This window comes from Pseudomonas sp. GD04019, assembly GCF_029837695.1.
Classification (GTDB): Bacteria; Pseudomonadota; Gammaproteobacteria; order Pseudomonadales; family Pseudomonadaceae; genus Aquipseudomonas.
This window is the reverse complement of sequence record NZ_JAOEEA010000001.1, coordinates 288,568-307,748: the sequence shown is the minus strand read 5'-3', so window position 1 is coordinate 307,748 and position 19,181 is coordinate 288,568. Positions and strand designations below refer to the sequence as shown.

The 19,181-nt window shown below is 66.5% G+C and carries 19 protein-coding genes; 9 read left to right on the top strand and 10 right to left on the bottom strand.

The annotated features are described in order from the left end of the window. The first annotated feature begins 27 nt into the window (after window positions 1-27). From N7607_RS01465 to N7607_RS01445, 5 genes are all read left to right on the top strand, one after another. A complete protein-coding gene (locus tag N7607_RS01465; protein WP_279866770.1) occupies window positions 28-948 on the top strand; it encodes an ABC transporter ATP-binding protein in 921 nt (306 codons plus the stop codon). Further along, window positions 945-1,676: an ABC transporter permease subunit gene (locus N7607_RS01460; RefSeq protein ID WP_192316304.1), complete on the top strand. Its 732-nt coding sequence runs from the start codon at window positions 945-947 to the stop codon at window positions 1,674-1,676. Before N7607_RS01465 ends, N7607_RS01460 begins: the two co-directional genes overlap by 4 nt. A 2-nt stretch (window positions 1,677-1,678) precedes the next feature. Continuing rightward, entirely contained in the window at window positions 1,679-3,511 is a 1,833-nt protein-coding gene (locus N7607_RS01455; RefSeq protein ID WP_279866769.1) for a Gldg family protein, read from the top strand. An 85-nt stretch (window positions 3,512-3,596) separates the two neighbouring features. Then, a complete protein-coding gene (locus tag N7607_RS01450) occupies window positions 3,597-4,574 on the top strand; it encodes a DUF4340 domain-containing protein (protein WP_279866768.1) in 978 nt (325 codons plus the stop codon). A gap of 229 nt (window positions 4,575-4,803) precedes the next feature. Further along, on the top strand, window positions 4,804-5,013 hold the full coding sequence (locus N7607_RS01445; protein WP_137974306.1) for a cold-shock protein: 210 nt from the start codon (window positions 4,804-4,806) through the stop codon (window positions 5,011-5,013). A gap of 67 nt (window positions 5,014-5,080) precedes the next feature. Here the strand turns inward: N7607_RS01445 and N7607_RS01440 are convergent, their stop codons facing one another. From N7607_RS01440 to N7607_RS01415, 6 genes are all read right to left on the bottom strand, one after another. Further along, window positions 5,081-5,611, bottom strand: coding sequence for a demethoxyubiquinone hydroxylase family protein (locus N7607_RS01440; protein ID WP_279866766.1), 531 nt, complete (start codon window positions 5,609-5,611; stop codon window positions 5,081-5,083). Window positions 5,612-5,674: 63 nt separating this feature from the next. Continuing rightward, window positions 5,675-6,046, bottom strand: coding sequence for a hypothetical protein (locus tag N7607_RS01435; RefSeq protein WP_279866765.1), 372 nt, complete (start codon window positions 6,044-6,046; stop codon window positions 5,675-5,677). Window positions 6,047-6,056: 10 nt separating this feature from the next. Continuing rightward, window positions 6,057-6,860: a putative RNA methyltransferase gene (locus N7607_RS01430; RefSeq protein ID WP_279866764.1), complete on the bottom strand. Its 804-nt coding sequence runs from the start codon at window positions 6,858-6,860 to the stop codon at window positions 6,057-6,059. Window positions 6,861-7,063: 203 nt separating this feature from the next. Further along, window positions 7,064-8,215, bottom strand: a complete 1,152-nt coding sequence (gene dapE, locus N7607_RS01425; protein WP_279866763.1) for a succinyl-diaminopimelate desuccinylase — start codon at window positions 8,213-8,215, stop codon at window positions 7,064-7,066. Between the two features lie 240 nt (window positions 8,216-8,455). Then, window positions 8,456-11,053 carry a glycosyltransferase gene (locus tag N7607_RS01420; RefSeq protein WP_279866762.1) on the bottom strand — a complete coding sequence of 866 codons (2,598 nt, stop codon included), beginning with the start codon at window positions 11,051-11,053 and terminating at the stop codon, window positions 8,456-8,458. 167 nt (window positions 11,054-11,220) lie between these two features. Beyond that, entirely contained in the window at window positions 11,221-12,363 is a 1,143-nt protein-coding gene (locus N7607_RS01415; protein WP_279866761.1) for an iron-containing alcohol dehydrogenase, read from the bottom strand. Between the two features lie 91 nt (window positions 12,364-12,454). On the opposite strand from N7607_RS01415, the gene tcdA reads away from it, so the two are divergent. From tcdA to N7607_RS01400, 3 genes are all read left to right on the top strand, one after another. Continuing rightward, window positions 12,455-13,264 carry a tRNA cyclic N6-threonylcarbamoyladenosine(37) synthase TcdA gene (gene tcdA, locus N7607_RS01410; RefSeq protein ID WP_279866760.1) on the top strand — a complete coding sequence of 270 codons (810 nt, stop codon included), beginning with the start codon at window positions 12,455-12,457 and terminating at the stop codon, window positions 13,262-13,264. A gap of 39 nt (window positions 13,265-13,303) precedes the next feature. Beyond that, entirely contained in the window at window positions 13,304-13,765 is a 462-nt protein-coding gene (locus N7607_RS01405; RefSeq protein WP_279866759.1) for a DUF1456 family protein, read from the top strand. 151 nt (window positions 13,766-13,916) lie between these two features. Beyond that, the gene (locus N7607_RS01400; protein ID WP_279866758.1) at window positions 13,917-14,690 is read left to right on the top strand and encodes a transporter substrate-binding domain-containing protein; all 774 of its coding nucleotides are present in this window, start codon (window positions 13,917-13,919) and stop codon (window positions 14,688-14,690) included. On the opposite strand, the gene N7607_RS01395 is transcribed toward N7607_RS01400, so the two are convergent. Beyond that, window positions 14,687-15,445 (bottom strand): hypothetical protein, encoded by a 759-nt coding sequence (locus tag N7607_RS01395; protein WP_279866757.1) that lies wholly within the window; start codon window positions 15,443-15,445, stop codon window positions 14,687-14,689. The genes N7607_RS01400 and N7607_RS01395 overlap by 4 nt on opposite strands. A gap of 118 nt (window positions 15,446-15,563) precedes the next feature. Here N7607_RS01395 and N7607_RS01390 point away from each other — a divergent pair, with 118 nt between their 5' ends. After that, window positions 15,564-16,295, top strand: a complete 732-nt coding sequence (locus N7607_RS01390; protein WP_279866756.1) for a helix-turn-helix transcriptional regulator — start codon at window positions 15,564-15,566, stop codon at window positions 16,293-16,295. Here the strand turns inward: N7607_RS01390 and N7607_RS01385 are convergent, their stop codons facing one another. The 3 genes from N7607_RS01385 to dapD form a co-directional block, all read right to left on the bottom strand. Continuing rightward, complete coding sequence (locus tag N7607_RS01385; RefSeq protein WP_279866755.1) at window positions 16,296-16,703, bottom strand: SufE family protein; 408 nt, start codon at window positions 16,701-16,703, stop codon at window positions 16,296-16,298. Next, window positions 16,700-17,905, bottom strand: coding sequence for a cysteine desulfurase (locus N7607_RS01380; protein ID WP_279866754.1), 1,206 nt, complete (start codon window positions 17,903-17,905; stop codon window positions 16,700-16,702). Before N7607_RS01380 ends, N7607_RS01385 begins: the two co-directional genes overlap by 4 nt. A 239-nt stretch (window positions 17,906-18,144) precedes the next feature. Next, on the bottom strand, window positions 18,145-19,179 hold the full coding sequence (dapD, locus tag N7607_RS01375) for a 2,3,4,5-tetrahydropyridine-2,6-dicarboxylate N-succinyltransferase (RefSeq protein ID WP_279866753.1): 1,035 nt from the start codon (window positions 19,177-19,179) through the stop codon (window positions 18,145-18,147). Window positions 19,180-19,181: the final 2 nt, after the last annotated feature.

The following is a 19,181-nucleotide window of genomic DNA, read 5'->3' as shown; positions in this document are numbered from 1 at the left end:
GGGGCTTATCCCGTAGGGACAAGAGCCATGATCGAAATAAAAAATCTAACCAAGCGTTTTGCCCAACATACGGCCGTCGATGGCCTCAGCTTTCAGGTCCAGCAGGGGGAAGTGCTGGGCTTTCTCGGCCCCAACGGCGCCGGCAAATCCACCACCATGAAGATGCTCACCGGGTTCCTGGCGCCGACCTCCGGCACCGCCAGCATTCTCGGTTTCGACATCCAGAACGACACCCTCAAGGCCCAGCAGCAGATCGGCTACCTGCCCGAAGGCGCGCCCTGCTATGGCGACATGACGGTGCGTGGCTTCCTCGAATTCATCGCCGAGGTCCGTGGTTTCCGCGGCGTCGAGAAGAGGCAGCGCGTGCAGCGCGCGGTCGAGCAGGTGGAGCTGCAGCATGTGCTGGAGCAGAGCATCGAGACCCTGTCCAAGGGCTTCAAGCGCCGCGTCGGCCTGGCCCAGGCGATCCTGCATGATCCGCGCGTGCTGATCCTCGACGAGCCCACCGACGGCCTCGACCCGAACCAGAAGCACCAGGTGCGCCAGCTGATCCAGAGCCTGGCCAAGGACAAGATCGTGATCATCTCCACCCACATCCTCGAAGAGGTGTCGGCGGTGTGCACCCGCGCCGTGGTGATCGCCGCCGGCAAGCTGGTGGCCGACGGTACGCCGCTGGAGCTGGAGAGCCGTTCGCGCTACCACCAGGCGGTGACCCTGGTCGCCGCCGGCGAGCTGGACCGCGAGGCCCTGGCGGCGCTGCCGGGCGTGATCGCCGTGGAAGACAACGCCGAGGGCAGCCTGACTCTGGTGGCCGCGCCCGGCCAGGTGATCTTCCCGCAGGTCAACGAACTGATTCGCCAGCGCGGCTGGCAGGTGACGGAGCTGGACGTGGAACGCGGCCGGCTCGATGAAGTGTTCCGCAGCCTGACCCGGGGAGAGGCGGCATGAAGCAGTTGCCCGTGATCTTCAAACGCGAGCTGGCCAGCTATTTCGCTACTCCTCTTGCGTACGTGTTCATCCTGATCTTCCTGGTGCTGTCCGGGGTCTTCACCTTCTACCTCGGCGGCTTCTACGAAAGCGGCCAGGCGGACCTGTCGCCGTTCTTCAACTTCCACCCCTGGCTGTACCTGTTCCTGGTGCCGGCCATCGCCATGCGCCTGTGGGCCGAGGAGCGCAAGTCCGGCTCCATCGAGCTGCTGATGACCCTGCCGATCACCCGCGCCGAGGCGGTGCTGGGCAAGTTCCTCGCCGCCTGGGTGTTCGCTGGCATCGCCCTGCTGCTGACCTTCCCGATGATCATCACGGTCAACTACCTGGGCGAGCCGGACAACGGTGCGATCTTCACCGGCTACTTCGGCAGCTGGCTGCTGGCGGGCTCCTATCTGGCCATCGGCTCGTGCATGTCGGCCCTGGCCAAGAACCAGGTGATCGCCTTCATCCTCGCCGTCAGCGCCTGCTTCCTGTTCATCGTCAGCGGCTTCCCGATGGTGCTCGACGCACTGGCCTGGGCGCCGCAGTGGGCCGTCGACGCGGTCGCCTCGCTGTCCTTCCTGACCCGCTTCGACGCGATCAGCAAGGGCGTGATCGACCTGCGCGACCTGCTCTATTTCATCACCCTGATGGGCGCCTGGCTGGCTGCCACCGCCATCGTGGTCGATCTGAAGAAGGCTGACTGACCATGAAGAAACTGATGTATTCCGGCGCCGGCCTGCTGCTGATCGCCGTGGCCTTTCTGGCCTTCAACATGCTCTCGGCCCTGGGCCTGGGCAATGTGCGCCTGGACCTGACCGAGCAGAAGCTCTACACCATCTCCGAAGGCACCGAGCGCATCCTTGGCGAGCTGGACGAGCCGATCAACCTGTACTTCTTCTACTCCGACAAGTCCGCCCGCGACCTGGCCGTGCTGCGCAACTACGCGGTGCGTGTGGAGGAGATGCTCAAGGCCTACGAGCGTGCGGCCAACGGCAAGATCAAGCTGCACATCATCGACCCCGAGCCGTTCTCCGAGGACGAGGACAAGGCCGCCGGCTTCGGCCTGCAGGCCGTGCCGGCGAACCAGAGCGGCGAGCAGATCTACTTCGGCCTGGCCGGCACCAACGCGGTGGACGACAAGCAGGTCATCCCGTTCTTCCCGCTGGACCAGGAGGAGTTCCTCGAATACCAGCTGAGCCAGCTGGTGCAGGGCCTGGCCAAACCGGAGCGGCCGGTGATTGGCCTGCTCAGTGGGCTGCAGCTCAATGGCGGCTTCGACATGATGGCGCGCCAGCCGATGGCGCCCTGGATGGTGATGGAAGAGGTGCGCCAGCTGTTCAAGATCGACAGCCTCAAGGCCGGCATCGACAAGATTCCGGACCAGGTCTCGGTGCTTCTGCTGGTGCACCCGAAGAACCTGCCGCAGCCGACCCTGTACGCCATCGACCAGTTCGTCCTGCGCGGCGGCAAGCTGCTGGTGTTCGTCGACCCGCTCAGCGAGGCGGACAACGCACCGCCGATGATGCCGGGCGATGACGAGGGCAAGGCCTCCGACCTGGAGCCGCTGTTCAAGGCCTGGGGCCTGCGCATGGTGCCGGACAAGGTGCTCGGTGACGGCTCCTACGCGCTGTCCGTGAGCATGGGCCAGGGCCAGCGCCCGGCGCGCCATGCCGCCTGGCTGGCGCTGCCGAAGCGGGCGATGAACCAGGACGACGTGGCCACCTCCAGCCTGGAGAGCCTGAACATCGCCACCGCCGGCATCCTCGAGCCGGTCGAGGGCGCCAAGACCCAGTTCGTACCGCTGCTGCAGAGCTCCGAGTACGCCATGCCGTTCGATGCCGCGCGCTTCGCCACCCTGGCCAACCCAGAAGAGCTGATCCGCGACCTGGAGCCGACCGGCGAGCGCTATGCCATCGCCGCGCGCATCAGCGGCCCGGCGCAGTCGGCCTATCCGAACGGTATCGAAGGGCAGAAGGACGGTCTGAAGTCGGCGGAGAACATCAATGTGATAGCCGTGGCCGACACCGACCTGCTGACCGACCGCATGTGGGTGCAGGTGCAGGACTTCTTCGGCCAGCGCGTGCCGCAGCCGTTTGCCGACAACGCCGGTTTCGCCATCAACGCCCTGGACAACCTGTCCGGCAGCGATGCGCTGATCAGCGTGCGTTCGCGCGGCCGCTTCAGCCGTCCGTTCGAGGTGGTCGAGGCCCTGCAGCGCGATGCCGAGGCGCAGTTCCGGGTCAAGGAAGAGGACCTGCAGAAGCGCCTGGCCGAGACCGACCAGAAGCTCGCCTCGCTGCAGCAGCAGGACCCGAGCAAGCCGCTGGAGCTGACCCCCGAGCAGCAGGCCACGGTGCAGCAGTTCATCGCCGAGAAGCTGCGCATCCGCAAGGAACTGCGCGAGGTGCGCTTCCAGCTGAACGCGCAGATCGAGGACCTTGGCCGCACCCTCAAGCTGGTCAATATCCTCGCCGTGCCGCTGCTGCTGACCCTCGGCGTGCTGGCCCTGTGGCTGTGGCGCCGGCGCAAGGCCGCATGACCCGTGCAAGGGGGGAGGGCATGGCCCTTTCCCCTTCGCCTTCCCTTTTCGTATTGACCGACTCCTTGATTGAGGAGAACAGCCTATGAATCGCAAAACCCTGTTCGTGCTGGGCGTGCTGGCGCTCGCCCTGGTGGCCGGCTGGTACTTCACCAGTCAGGTACAGAAACCCCGCGCGCCCGTGCAGGCCGAGGCCTGGTTGCCGGGCCTGCAGACGGCGCAGGTCGAGGCCATCGAGATCCGGCGCGTCGGCCAGCCGCTGGTGCGCCTGCAGCGTCGCGAGTCCGGCTGGGTGTTGCCGGACAAGGCCGATTACTCGGCCAATCAGGCGGCCATCGGCGCGCTGCTCAAGGCGCTGGCCGAGGCGCGCAAGGTCGAGCCGCGCACGGCCAACCCCGAGCTGTACGGGCGCCTCGGCCTGGCCGACAAGGGCGAGCCCGAGCAGCAGGGCGTGCGCGTCACCCTGCAGTCGGAAGGCCAGCCGCCGCTGTCGTTGCTGATCGGCAAGCCCGGTCAGCAGTCCGGACAGCTGGTGCGCCGTGGCGACGAGGCGCAGAGCTGGCTGGTCAGCCAGCGCATCGAACTGCCTGCCACCGAACTGGAGTGGCTGGATCGCCGCGTCACCGCGGTGCCGTTCACCTCGGTGCGCGAGTTGCAGCTGCGGCATGCCAGTGGCGAGCGTCTGACCCTGTTCCGCGACAAGGCCGAGGACGCTCACCTGCAGGTGCGCGAGTTGCCCAAGGGTAAGCGCCTGGCCTTCAACGGTGCCGCCGATAGCATGGGCCAGTTCTTCGCCGACCTGCGTTTCGCCGACGCCGCGCCGTTGGCGCAGCTGACCTTCGAGGGCAAGCCAGCGTTGCAATTCAGCCTGGTCACCCTCGCCGGCAAGCGCCTTTCGGGCAGCCTGTATGGCAAGGCCGACCAGTACTGGCTGCTGCTCGATCAGGGTAGTGATCTATCGGCTGCCGAGCTGTCGGGGCGTAGCGATTGGGCCTACCGTCTGGAGGCTTATCAGTACCAGAGCCTGGCGAAAAAGCTGACCGAACTGCTCGCCGCGGGCTGAGCAAAAACGGCTGCAGGCCCTGTGCCATGGGCCTTGCAGACGGCCGAAAAAATCCCTTGGCAAGACGAACGCTTGTTTTATACTCGCGAGGCGGTCGCATCAGGACGCCTTTCGGAATACCGCTCCACGCTCGTGTTGGCCGGGGTCGGAAAGAAGAAGAAGAACGTTTGCGCCGAACCGTCGAAGCCCATCGGGGCAACAACAAAATCGAGAATCGAGGGAAGTGGTAATGGCTGATCGTGAGGTCGGAACCGTCAAGTGGTTCAATGATTCCAAGGGGTATGGCTTCATTCAACGCGAAAGCGGTCCGGACGTATTCGTCCACTACCGCGCCATCCGTGGCGAGGGTCACCGTTCTCTGGTTGAAGGCCAGCAGGTCGAGTTCTCCGTGATCCAGGGCCAGAAAGGCCTGCAAGCGGAAGACGTGTCCAAGGTCTGACCGAAGACCCGCTACACGACAAAAGGCCCGTCAGCGACGGGCCTTTTGCTTTTCAGGCTTGGACAGGTCAGAGACGTTTCGCCAGCTCCTTTGAAGCGGCTGCACCAACCTTTGCGGCGGGCTCTACGACCTTATCTATGTGGGCTATTCCCGGGCTGTTGGCTTCACCTGCGAGCTTGTGTTCTAGCTCATCGATCAGGATCTGCTGGATCGCTTGATAGACCTCAGGGTCCCGACTCCGAAAGTAATCGGCGGCCTCGTTCAGCTCTCGCTCAACAATTGCCTCAATGACGGCAGTACTTCTCCAGATCGCGCGGCGCCCTGCGAGAGCTGTGACGACGCCATACAGAATTCCTCCTATGCACCAGAAAACAGGAGCTATCACTGTCCTCACCCCTCTGGCATGCATGAGTTTTCCGAAAATTTCGAAATGCTCTACCTCATGTCGGTGCATCTCGTTTAGCTGAGAAAGCATATTCCGGTACAGCAGCGTTGCTATCAGTCGGTGACCCCAATAAACCCCGGTGGCGCCTTTCTCGCATGCATGAATGATGCGCAGATGACGTTGGTAGGACCGATCTGAAAGTAGCGTTTGCATGTGTGGAACTACTCAGAGGCTTCGTGATGAGAGTGGGTGGTCAGCGTGCCGCCGCTTACCTGCTCACTCCGTACGCCAGATAAATTCCTGCTCGCCTTCGGCGTTGACCTTGATCCAGCGGTCGGCGTCTTCCTCGCCCTGTTCCTCGCTCCAGCCGCCGGTGGAGCAGCGGATCTCCACGCCGAGCGCGGCGAAGGCGGCATGGGCGCAGGCGACGTCGTCGGCCCAGGGCGTGGCCTCGCTCTCCAGCATCAGGCTGTGCCACTTGCCCACGGCCTTGGGCAGGAACACCACCGGAATCGCGCCGGCCTGGCACTTGAAGGTCTGGCCGCGCTGCTGCCACTCGCTGCAGGAGCCGAAGACCTCGCTCAACCAGGCCGTGATGGCGTCCTGGCTGGCGTCCTTGAGGTAGATCTCGATATCGGGTTGGCGCATGGTGGGCTCTCTAGATTTTCTCGATCCAATCGTAGCGAATGGATACGGTCACTTCGAAGTCTTCGGCGATCACAGCGGCGCGGCGTTCGGCGCTGGCGCGCCAGCCGTGCGGGGTCATGGCCAGCAGATCGGCGCGGGCCTGGGCGTCGGTCAGCTGCAGCGGGAACGTGATGGTCTCGCTGTGGGCCAGGCGCATGCCCGCGGGGATCAGCTCCAGGTGCTTCTGGTCGTCGTAGTCGCGCACCTCGTCGTACAGCTTCTGTCGCAGTTCTATCAGGTGCATGCGGGTCGGGCCCATGCGCAGCAGGCCGCCGCCGGGCTTGAGCAGGCGCAGCGCCTCCTGCCAGTCCAGCGGGCTGAACACGCTGGCCAGCAGGTCGCAGCTGGCATCGCTCAACGGCACGCGGGCCATGCTCGCTACCAGCCAGCTGAGCTCCGGCGCACGCTTGCAGGCGCGCTTCACCGCCTCACGGGAGATGTCCAGGGCATAGCCGTCGGCGCCGGGCAGCAACTCGGCGAGCTGCGTGGTGTAGTAGCCCTCGCCACAACCGATATCCAGCCAAGTGCGTGGGCCGCGCTCGGCGGCCAGTTCGGCCAGGCGCCTGGCCAGCGGCGCGTAATGACCGCCGTCGAGGAAGCGCCGGCGTGCCTCGACCATGGCCTGGTTGTCACCAGGGGCGCGGCTGTTCTTGTGCTGCACCGGCAGCAGGTTGTAGTAGCCCTGGCGGGCGCGGTCGAAGCGGTGGTTGGCCGGGCAGGCCAGGCCATTGTCGACCGCGCTCAGCGGCGCCTGGCAGATCGGGCAGATCAGCATGCGAAAAATCCATGAACAGGCCGTCGCGAGCGGCCCGAGAGCAAGGCGGACGGAACGCAGCGATGAGACATATCGAATAGATAGGCGAGGAGCGAGTACCGCCTCACAGCCGATTGCGGCTGAACCGCCGCAGGCGGGCCCGAAGGGCGAGCATCGCGAGTCACGCAGCTATCGGGTTGCGTAGCAGGCATGTTCATGGATTTTCATGCGAGCAGTTTGACCAGGGTCTGGTAGTAGACCTCGGTGAGCAGGTCCAGGTCGCTGGCCAGCACCCGCTCGTTGATCTGGTGGATGGTGGCGTTGACCGGGCCCAGCTCGACCACTTGCGTACCCAGAGTGGCGATGAAGCGACCGTCCGAGGTGCCACCGGAGGTGGACGGCGTGGTGTCGCGGCCGGTGACGGACTTGATGCTGGCGGCCACGGCGTCGAGCAGTTCGCCCGGCTGGGTGAGGAACGGCAGGCCGGAGAGGGCCCAGTCGATGTGGTAGTCCAGCCCATGCTTGTCGAGGATGGCGGTGACCCGTTGCTGCAGGCCTTCGACGGTCGACTCGGTGGAGAAGCGGAAATTGAACACCGCTTTCAGCTCGCCCGGGATCACGTTGGTCGCGCCGGTGCCGGAGTTGAGGTTGGACACCTGGAAGCTGGTCGGCGGGAAGTAGGCGTTGCCGTCGTCCCAGTGCTCGGCGGCCAGCTCGGCCAGGGCGCCGGCGGCCAGGTGAATCGGGTTCTTGGCCAGGTGCGGGTAGGCCACGTGGCCCTGCTTGCCGCGCACGGTGAGCGTGGCGCCGAGGGAGCCGCGGCGGCCGTTCTTCACCACGTCACCGAGCAGGGTGGTGCTGGAGGGTTCGCCGACGATGCACCAGTCCAGGCGGTCGCCGCGCTCGCGCAGGCGCTCGACCACGGCCTTGGTGCCGTGGTGGGCCGGGCCTTCCTCGTCGCTGGTGATGAGGAAGGCGATGGCGCCCTTGTGGTTCGGATGGTCGGCGACGAAGCGCTCCACGGCGATGATCATCGACGCCAGGCTGCCCTTCATGTCTGCCGCACCGCGGCCGCAGAGCATGCCTTCGTCGTCCACGCGCACGTCGAACGGCTGGTACTGCCAGGCTTCCAGCGGGCCGGTCGGCACCACGTCGGTGTGGCCGGCGAAGCACAGTACCGGGCCGTCGCTACCGCGTTTGGCCCAGAAGTTTTCCACGTCCTCGATACGCATGCGCTCCACCGCGAAGCCGAGTGCGGCCAGGCGGCGCATCATCAGCTCCTGGCAGCCTTCGTCGACCGGGGTCACCGACGGGCGGCGGATCAGGTCGAAGGCAAGCTCCAGGGTAGGCGTGAGGCTAGGAGAGGGGGCGGTCATTGCGGCTCCGGAACGGCGGAAGTCAGAAAGGCGGCCATTCTAAAGCAAAACGATGGTGCCGAAGACGGTAGCAGCGAGCTCTGCTCGCGAAGTGTTACCGCGCAGTTCGCGAGCAGAGCTCGCTCCTACAAAGCAAAACGGCGGCCCCAAGGCCGCCGTTTCGTAGGGTGGATCGCGCTTCATCGATCCACCGAGCGCAGTCCAGGTGAATGTACAAGGCGACATCCACCCCGCGAGCTATCAGGCCGCGCCAGCCGGCTCACCGGCGTCCTTTTCCTGCGGCTTGGGCAGGGAGGACAGCAGGGCCATCAGCAGCGCCGCCAGGTACGGCAGCGACTGCACCAGCAAGGTGGCGACCCAGAACTTCACGTCGGCGTTGCCGATGTCCTGGGCGAAGCTGATGCCGATCGCCGCGCCCCACAGCAGGAGCATGACGAACACCTCTTCGCGGGCCTCGGCCAGGGCCACCATGATGCCGTGGTTGCTGGCCATCTTCGGCGTGCGGAAGAACGGGATGGTCTTGGTGAAGGTCCCGTACAGCACCGCCTTGGCGATGGTGTGCGACAACGCCAGGCCGGCGATGGCCGCCTGGAACGAGCGCGCCAGGTCCACGCCCACCGCCTTGCGGTAGAGGAACATGATCTTGCCGAACTTGAAGAAGAACAGCGCCAGCGGTGGGATGGCGAAGATCATCAGCGGCGGGTCGACCCGGTTCGGCACGATGATCATCGCCGCCGACCAGAGCAGGGCGCCGACGGTGAAGAAGATGTTCAGGCCATCGGCGATCCACGGCAACCAGCCGGCGATGAAGTGGTAGCGCTGGCCGCGGGTCAGCTCCGAGCCTTCGCCGCGGAACAGGCTGCGCGCGTGGCCCTTCATGATCTGGATGGCGCCATAGGCCCAGCGGAAGCGCTGCTTCTTGTAGTCGATGAAGGTGTCGGGCATCAGGCCACGACCGAAACTTTCGTGGGCGTAGGCCGCCGAGTAGCCCTTCTCGAACACGCGCAGGCCCAGCTCGGCGTCTTCGCAGATGGTCCAGTCGGCCCACTTCAGCTCGTCCATCACGCTGCGGCGGATCATGGTCATGGTGCCGTGCTGGATGATCGCGTCGCGGTCGTTGCGGGTGACCATGCCGATGTGGAAGAAGCCCTTGTACTCGGCGTAGCAGAGCTTCTTGAAGGTGCTTTCGTCACCGTCGCGGTAGTCCTGCGGCGACTGCACCACGGCGATCTGCGGATCGCTGAAGTGCGGCACCATGTGCTTGAGCCAGTTCTTGTTGACGCAGTAGTCGGAGTCGATCACCGCGATCACTTCGGCATCCGGCGCGGTGTGCGGCAGGATGTAGTTCAGCGCGCCGCCCTTGAAGCCTTCGATGGGCGCCACGTGGAAGAAGCGGAAGCGCTCGCCGAGCTGCTGGCAATAAGCCTCGACCGGTTCCCAGACCTTCGGGTCCTTGGTGTTGTTGTCGATGATGATGACTTCGTAGTCCGGGTAGTCCAGGGCCGCCAGGGCGTCCAGGGTCTGCTTCACCATCTCCGGCGGTTCGTTGTAGCAGGGCACGTGGATCGACACCTTGGGCCGGTAGGCGGTGTCGGTCAGCACTGGCAGGAACGGCCGGCGGCGGGTGCGGGTCCAGGCCGTTTCGGCCAGCTCATGGGCTTCGGTGAGCAGGACGATAAAGACGCCCAGCGCGCCGATGCCGAGCAGGCCGCCGACAGTCAGGCTGAACCAGGTGCTGTACTGCTGGCTGTAGTCGTAGGCGATCCACACCAGGGCGGAGCCGCCGACGAAGGCGACGAAGGTCAGGAAGGTGCGGCCGCGCTGGCGCAGGGCGGAACCGTCGATCAGCATCAGGGCCAGGGCCAGCATGCCCATCACCACCGAAGCCACGGCCAGCATGCGCCATTGCGGAATGGCCACTACCGGGCCTTCGAAGGCGAACTTGGCCTGGCGGTCGAGGTTGTACACGCCCCAGTAGGCGCCTACCGAACCTTCTTCACTCGCCTTCCACGGCTGGTCGAAGGCCTCGATGACGAAGTAGTTGTAGCCCTTGGAGTTCAAGGTGTTGACCAGGTTGCGCAGGTACACGGCCTGTTCGGCCTGATCCGCCTCGGCGCCGCCACGGGTGCGGCCGTTGCTCGGCCAGCCCACTTCGGAGAGCAGCAGCGGCTTCTTCGGGAACAGGCGCTTCATGTCCTTGGCGCGCTCGAGGACGAACTCGGTGGAGTCCTCCATCGGCACGAATTCCCAGTACGGCAGCACGTGAGCGGCGATCAGGTCGACGTGCTTGGCCAGCTCGGGGTTTTCCTGCCAGATGTGCCACTGCTCGGAGGTACTCACCGGCACCTTGACCGCGGCGCGGACCCGGTCGATGTAAGCGATCAGGTCCTTGACCTCGATCTCCTGGCGGAACAGCGCCTCGTTACCCACGGTGACCCGCACCACGCTGCGCGACTCGTTAGCCAACTCGATGGCCTTGGCGATTTCGCGCTCGTTGCGCTCCAGGTCGTTGCCGATCCACACGCCGAGGGTCACGCGCAGGCCGAATTCCTCGGCCAGGCGCGGGATGTCCGCCAGCTTGCCGTCCACCGAGTAGGTGCGGATGCTGTCGGTCTGCTTGCTCAGCAGTTCCAGGTCGGAACGGATCTGCGCGTCGCTCGGGTAGACGCCGGTCTGCGGGCTCTGCCCGACACGGAACGGCGAGAAGGAGAAGCCGGAGATCTGCTCCGGCCAGTCCGGGGCACTGACCGGACGGTTGTAGAGTGCCCAGAGGCCGGTGAACAGGGCGGCGACCGCCACGATGACCACCAGATTGATACCGAGTTTGCGCGTTGGCATGGCTGCTTAGAGGTTCCGCAGAAAGGAACAGGGAAAGGGCCGGCGGACGCCGGTCGGCGCGCATGCTACCCCGCAGCCACTGGCCTGTATAGCACCGCCGGACCTGCGACAGGCGCGCCTGTCCGGCTTGGGCAGGCGCAGCCGCCGCGGAGTTCCATCGCGCGTCGTCACAGGGCGCGCAGGAGGATGCGTGCGCAGGCCGGCAGGTCGATCGCCGGGCGCTCGCCGCTGGCGTCGCGGCGTTGCAGCTGGGTCAGCACTTCCTCCACGGCTTCGGCGTCCAGGCCGTGGGCGGACAGGCGGGTGGCCACGCCCATACGGCGGAAGAAACCCTCGGTGGCGGCGATGGCGGCGACGATGCGCTGCTCCGAGCCGCCCTGCAGGCCCCACACCCGCTCGGCGTACTGCAGCTGCTTGGCCAGGTGCGCCGGTTCGCGCTCGCCGAGCAGCGCCGGCAGCAGCAGGGCCATGCTCTGCGCGTGGTCGAGGTGATAGAGCAGGCTGAGCTGGCGGCCGAGCACGTCCAGGCCGTCGTCCTGCGGCGCGCCGCAGCCGAGCAGGCCGCTGCGCGCTTGGCTGGCGCACCACATCAGGTTGGCCCGGCTGGCGTAGTCCAGCGGGTTGGCCAGGGCCTTGGGGCCTTCCTCCAGCAGGGTCAGCAGCAGGCCCTCGGCCTGGCGGCTCTGCAGCGGCGTGTCGCTGGGCAGGGCGAGGTACTGCTGCAGGGTATGCACGAAGGTGGCGACCACGCCGTTGCCGATCTGCCGTGGCGGCAGGCTGAAGGTGGTGCAGGGGTCGAGCACGGCGAAGCGCGGGTACAGGCAGGGGCTGGAGAACGGCAGGCGCGCCTGCAGGCCGGCGTGGCAGAGCACGCCGTGGGGATTGCTCTCCGAGCCGGTGGCGGCCAGGGTCGGCACGCAGCCCAGGGGCAGGGCACGGCGGATCGGCGTGCCGCTGAGCAGGTCGAACGGCTCGCCGGGGTAGGCCAGGGCGGCGGCGATGAACTTGCTGCCATCGATCACCGAGCCGCCGCCGACGGCGAGGATGAAGTCGCAATGTTCGTGGCGGGCCTGTTCCACCGCGCGCAGCAGGGTGCTGTACTGCGGGTTGGCCTCGATGCCGGCGAAGCGGCTGATCCAGTGGCCGGCCAGGGCCTGCTCGACCTCCTGCCACACGCCGTTCTGCAGGATGCTGCCACCGCCGTGGGTGACCAGCACCCGGCTGTCGGCGGGAATCTGCTGGGCCAGGCCGGCGATCTGTCCGGCGCCGAACAGGATGCGTGTCGGGTTGTAATAGTTGAAGTTGCGCATGGCGAACTCCACGCGGACCGTCCATGCACTATAGCGAAGCGTGCGTCGGCCCCTGGCCGTATAATGCCGGCCGATTCTTGAGGGCGGTGAGATGGCAGACGAACAGCGCTTCGGCGGTATAGCCCGGTTGTACGGGCGCGAGGGGCTGGAGCGCCTGGCGGCGGCGCACGTGGCGGTGGTCGGCATCGGCGGCGTCGGCTCCTGGGCGGCCGAGGCCTTGGCCCGCTCCGGGGTCGGCGAGATCTCGCTGTTCGATCTGGACGACGTGTGCATCACCAACACCAATCGCCAGGTCCACGCCATCGACGGCGCCGTGGGCAAGGCCAAGGTCGACGAGATGGCCGCACGCATCCGCGCCATCAACCCGGCCTGCACCGTGCACGCGGTGGCCGACTTCGTCACCCGCGAGACCATGGCCGAGTACATCACCGAGCAGCTCGATGCGGTGATCGACTGCATCGACAGTGTGGCGGCCAAGGCGGCGCTGATTGCCTGGTGCAAGCGGCGCAAGATCCAAATCGTCACCACCGGCGGTGCTGGTGGGCAGGTCGACCCGACGCAGATCCAGGTCGCCGACCTCAACAAGACCTTCAACGACCCGCTGGCCGCCAAGGTGCGCAGCACCCTGCGCCGCGACTACAACTTCTCCCGTACGCCGGGGCGCACCTACAGCGTGCCCTGCGTGTTCTCCACCGAGCAGCTGCGCTACCCCAAGCCGGACGGCACTGTATGCCAGGCCAAGGGCTTCGTCGGCGAGGGAGTGAAACTCGACTGCGCCGGTGGTTTCGGCGCGGTGATGATGGTCACCGCGAGCTTCGGCATGGCCGCGGCGGCGCGCATCATCGACAAGCTGGTGGCTGGCGCGCGGCGCCCGGCCGAGCGCGCGGGCAAATCCGACTAGTCTTCTTCCGCGCCCGAGGGCGCCACTGAGAGTTTCCCGATGAACAACAACGACGTGCTGCGCAGCCTGCGCTACCTGCTGGATATCAGCGATGCCCAGCTGGCCGGTATCTGCCAGCTGGCCGACTACAGCCTCGCCCCCGAGGCGGTGGCGCCGCTGCTGAAGAAGGACGACGAAGAGGGCTTCCAGCCCTGCACCGATGAGGTGCTGGGGCACTTTCTAGCCGGTCTGGTACTGCACAAGCGCGGCCGCGACGAGAGTCGCCCGCCACTGCCGGTGGAGAAGCGCCTGACCAACAACATCATCCTCAAGAAGCTGCGGGTGGCCTTCGAACTGCGTGACGACGACATGCACGAGATCCTGCGTGCCGCCGACCTGCCGATGACCAAGGCCGAGCTCAGCGCCCTGTTCCGCAGCCCCGAGCACAAGAACTACCGCGCCTGTGGTGACCAGCTGCTGCGCAACTTCCTCCGCGGCCTGACCCAGCGTCTGCGCGGCTGACGGGTGGGGGCCGCCCTCAATGTGCGGCTCGACTAAGCTGTAACGGGTGTGGAGTGGCCAGGCCACTCGAACACAGGGACGCACAGTGGTCCGTGTCGTGAGGTGCCCAGTGTTTCAGTCGTCTGTCTGCCCTTGCCACAGGTTGTCACGCTTGCCGCTGCTGCGCGGTCTGCTGCTGGGCGTGCTACTGGCATTCGTTCCGCTGGCCCAGGCCGAGCGGGTGGTGCGCATCGGCACCGGCGACTGGGTGCCTTACGTCGACCAGCAGCGCGCGGATGCCGGGGCCCTGGCGCGCCTGGTCAAGGCCGTGTTCGCCGCCGCCGGCCGCCAGGTGGAGTTCGTCTTCTATCCCTGGGATCGCAATGTGCTGATGCTGCAGCAGGGCGCGCTGGACGCGATCATGCCCTACAGCTGCAGCCCCATGCGCCTGGACTACGGGGTGTGCAGCGAGCCGCTGGTGCGCGGGGAGATAGTGCTGTTCCACCGCAAGGATCTGTCGTTCGACTGGGCCCGCGTCGAAGACCTCAAGAACTACCGCATCGGTACCACCCTCGGCTACTCCTACGGCCCGCAGTTCGACGCGGCCCTGCAGAAAGGCCTGCTGCGCATCGAGCAGAACAGCAAGGAAGACACCGCCTTCCGCCTGCTCGAACTCAAACGCATCGACCTGCACCCACAGGACCGCGCCGTGGGCTATTCCATGCTGCGCCGCCTGTTCCCCGGCGAGCAGGCCATCACCCACCACCCGCGCTACCTCAATACCGAGCCGCTGCGCCTGCTGTTCCGCAAGGATGACCCGGCGGCCGAGGCGCTGCTGCGCAGCTTCAACGAGGAGCTGGCGCGCTTCGCCCAGCGCGGTGAGCTCAAGCGTTTGCAGGAGGCGCTGTACTCCGGCGATGCCGATAGCTGGCGGCCGCGTCTCTAGTGCTTCGTGCGATTGGCAAACAGCGGTAGCAGCAGCGGCAGCACGGCGAGGCCGGAGAGCAGGTGCTTGAGGCTGTGGCCGGACAACCACTCGCCACTCAGGTGGAACAGGCCGCTGTCGTTCAGCTCGCACAGCTTGGCCAGGGCATACCAGACCACGCACAGGCCCAGCCTGAGCGCGTGGGCATCGCGCCGCGGCCGGCAGCAGGCGAGCATGACCAGCAGGAGCATGCCGCCGGCCTGCAGCACTATCCAGGGCAGCAGGTTGCCGCTCGTGTACCAGGCCCAGAGCGCCGCGCTGCCGCCGAGTGCCACGCCGAGTGCGGTCATGCGCGCCGCGGTGAAGCCCAGACGATCGGCCGCGGCCAGGCCGAGGATGGCGGCGAACAGCACCAGCATGCCGAGTCGGTCATAGAGCAGGCCGGCGTCGGCGGGTGCCAGGTGATAGGCGCTGGAGCCGAGAAAGGTCAGCAGCAGTCCCAGGCACAGCAGCAGATACAGGCCTTGCCAGCGGGCATCGACGATCTGCCGCAGGCGGCTCATGCCGAACAGGCCGAGCAGCAGGAACGGCAGATTGCTAAGTACGTCGAGGGCGTGGGGGATGCCGAGCAGAGCGCGCTGGTCGGCGAAGGCGTGGTACAGGGCTGGTTGCTGCACGGTCGGGCCGAAGGCGGCGATGAGCACCAGGCAGAGGCCGAACAGGCCGAGAATGGAAGTGCTGCCGTTACTGCGTGGTAGTGCCGAGGTGCTATGCATGGCCTGCTCCTTCAGGTCGTTGCTGTGGGCGGCAGTCTGGTTTTCTTCGCACTGAAAGTCTCTTCCTGATGTGCTCGGTAGCGTATAACTGCCTATCTGGTTCATCAGGGCGATACTTATGGGCGCAACCACGGATCTGATCGACATCATCAAGCGCGAGCTGAAGGCGCAGCAGCTCACCTACGCCGACCTGGCGCGCGAGCTGGACATGTCCGAGTCCAACGTCAAGCGCATGCTGGCCAAGGCGGATATGCCGCTGTCGCGGGTGGACGCGATCTGCCGGGTGCTGCAGCTGGAGTTCGCCGACCTGGCCCGCCAGGTGGCGGATGCCCAGCCGCTGCTCGCTACCCTGAGCCTGGAGCAGGAGCAGGCCGTGGTGGGCGACGAGAAGCTGCTGCTGGTGGCCATTTGCGTGCTCAGCCAGTGGACCTTCGAGCAGATGGTGGCGGCCTACCGGCTGAGCGATGCCGAGGCGGTGCGCGCGCTGATCCGCCTGGACCGGCTCGGGGTGATCGAGCTGAAGCCGCTCAACCGCTACCGCCTGAAACTGGCCAAGACCTTCCGCTGGCAGCCGGACGGGCCGGTGATGCGCTACTTCCGCAAGCAGGCGCTGCAGGATTACTACGCCGGGGACTTCGCCGGCAGCGACGAGGGCCTGCTGCTGGTGCATGGGCGCATCAGCCGGGCGCTGGCGCCGTCCTTCGTCGAGCGCCTGCAGCGAGTGGCGCAGGAATTCGCCCAGCAGCACCTGGCCGACCAGAAGCTGGCCGAGACCGAGCGCGAGGGTTACACCCTGGTGCTGGCGATGCGGCGCTGGGAGTTCGCCCTGTTCGAGGCGATGCGTCGCTGATCAGCCCGCTGCCAGCTCGCGCATGCGCTGCAACACTGCGTTCAGGCCGTTGCTGCGCGAGGGGGAGAGCTGGCGGGCCAGGCCCAGCTGGTTGAACCAGTCGGGCAGATCTAGCTGTTGCAGTTCGGCGCCATCCAAGCCATCGATCCTGGCCAGCAGCACGGCGAGCAGGCCGCGAATCAGGCGCGCGTCGCTGGCGGCGCGGAACTGCCAGGCACCGCCGTGGCGCGCGCCGACCAGCCAGACCTGGCTTTCGCAGCCGCTGACCCGGTTGGCCTCGCTGCGTTCGCCCTCACTCAATGGCTGCAGACGTTCACCCCATTGCATCAGCAGGCGTGCGCGCTGTTCCCAGCCGGGGCAGGCGGCGAAGGCGTCCAGCGCTTCCTGGGCGGCGGCCGGCAGGCTCATCGCAGCAGCTCCAGGGCCTTGTCCAGAGCGGCGAAGAAACGCTCCAGGTCGGCGCCGTCGTTGTACAGGCCGAGGGAGACGCGGATCGCGCCGGGCAGGCCCAGCTGCTTGAGCAGCGGCATGGCGCAGTGGTGACCGGTGCGCACGGCGATGCCCTGATCGGTGAGCAGGTGGGCCAGGTCGGCGCTGTGTACGCCGTCCACGGTGAAGCTGGCCAGGGTCAGTTGTGGCTCGCCGAGCAGGCGCACGCCGTCGCGCACGGCCAGGCCGGCGAGCAGCTTGGCGTGCAGCGCGGCCTCATGGCCGGCCACGGCGGCGGCGTCCAGGCCGGCCAGATAATCCAGTGTCGCACCCAGGGCGATGACGCCGGAGATGAGTGGCGTACCGGCCTCGAAACCCAGCGGGGCAGGGCGGAAGCGGGATTCCCGGTAGTCGGCTTGCAGCACCATCTCGCCGCCGAACTGCCAGTGGCGCAGCTGCTCCAGTGCCGTACTGCGGCCGTATAGCAGGCCGACACCCTCCGGGCCATAGAGCTTGTGACTGGAGCAGACGTAGAAGTCGCAGCCCAGCATCTGGATATCGTGGCGGCCGTGGACCGCGCCCTGGGCGCCGTCGATCACCGTCAGCGCGCCTTGGGCGTGGGCCAGGGCGATCAATTCATGCACTGGCTGCCAGCGACCGAGTACATTGGACAGCTGCGACACCGCCAGCAGGCGGGTGCGTGGGCCGATCAGCGTGGCCGCCTGCTGCAGGTCGATGCTGCCACTGGCGTCCAGCGGCAGGATCACCAGTTCCAGGGCGCGGCGCAGCGCCAGCTGTTGCCAGGGCAGCAGGTTGGCGTGGTGTTCGAGGGCGCTGACGACTATCTGCTCGCCTGGCTGGAACAGGTGCTCCAGGCCGTAGGCCAGCAAATTCAAGGATTCGGTGGTGCCACGGGTGAAGACGATCTCCTCGCGGCTGGCGGCGTTCAGCCAGGCCGCGGCTTTGTCCCGGGTCGCTTCGAAGGCGCGGGTGGCGCGCTCGCCGGGCAGGTGCTGGGCGCGGTGCACGTTGGCGGCGCCGCTGGCCAGATAGCCGAGCAGGCTGTCCAGCATGGCCTGGGGCTTTTGCGCGGTGGCGGCGCTGTCCAGGTAGGTCTGGCCTTCGGCGTCGAGGGCCAGGATGCCGGGGAAGTCGGCGCGCCAGGGGGAGGTGAGGGACATGGGCTGCGGCACTGCTGGGAGATGTGCTGAGTATAAATAGACAGGCCGGGCATTAGCCCGGCCTGTTCACCATCACACGGCCGAAAATCGGTCTGAAGCTGCTGCGCTAGGCCATGCGGCGTTGAAATCAGGCTGGATCGCCAGCCCGGTCGGGCTGCTCATTTACACTCAGTAAATTGCGCGCCCTCGCCTGATTTCGCCTTGCCTGGCCGTCGCTCGCGACGCTTCAGCTCCGATTTTCAGTTGTGGGCGTGCAGCGCTTCGTTGAGCTCGATCGCGGTCTTGTTGGTCTTGCACTCCACCGCACCGCTCTGCGAGTTGCGGCGGAACAGCAGGTCCGGCTGGCCGGCCAGGTCACGGGCCTTGAGTACCTTGACCAGGTTGTTCTGCTCGTCGAGCAGGGCCACCTTGGTGCCGGCGGTGATATACAGGCCCGACTCGACCGTATTGCGGTCGCCCAGCGGGATGCCGATGCCGGCGTTGGCGCCGATTAGGCAGCCTTCGCCGACGCTGATAACGATGTTGCCGCCGCCGGACAGGGTGCCCATGGTCGAGCAGCCGCCGCCCAGGTCGGAGCCTTTGCCGACGAATACGCCGGCGGAGACACGGCCTTCGATCATGCCCGGGCCGGCGGTGCCGGCGTTGAAGTTGACGAAGCCTTCGTGCATCACGGTGGTGCCTTCACCGATGTAGGCGCCCAGGCGCACGCGAGCGCTGTCGGCGATACGCACACCGGCCGGCACCACGTAGTCGGTCATCTTGGGGAATTTGTCCACCGAGAAGACTTCCAGCAGTTCGCCCTTCAGGCGGGCTTCCAGTTGGCGCTCGGCCACTTCGCCGAGGTCGACGGCGCCCTGGCTGGTCCAGGCCACGTTCGGCAGCAGTGGGAAGATGCCGGTCAGGTTCAGACCATGCGGTTTGGCCAGGCGGTGCGACAGCAGGTGCAGCTTGAGGTAGGCCTCGGGGGTGGAGGTCAGCGCGGCGTCTTCGGCCAGCAGGGTGACTACCAGCGGGCGCTGGCTCTCGGCCAGGCGGGTGAGCAGGGCGGCCTGGGTGGCATCGATGGCCTTGAGCGCGTTGGCCAGTTCGCCAGCCTGGTTGGTGGTGATGGCGATGGCTTGGTTGCCGCCGCTGTAGCCCAGCTTCTCGGCAACGATGGCGACCAGCTCGGCGGCCGGGTTCAGCAGCGGCTGGGCGTAGAAGACTTCCAGCCAGGTGCCCTGGCGGTTCTGGGTGCCGACGCCGAAGGCCAGGCTGAACAGGGATTGCGACATGG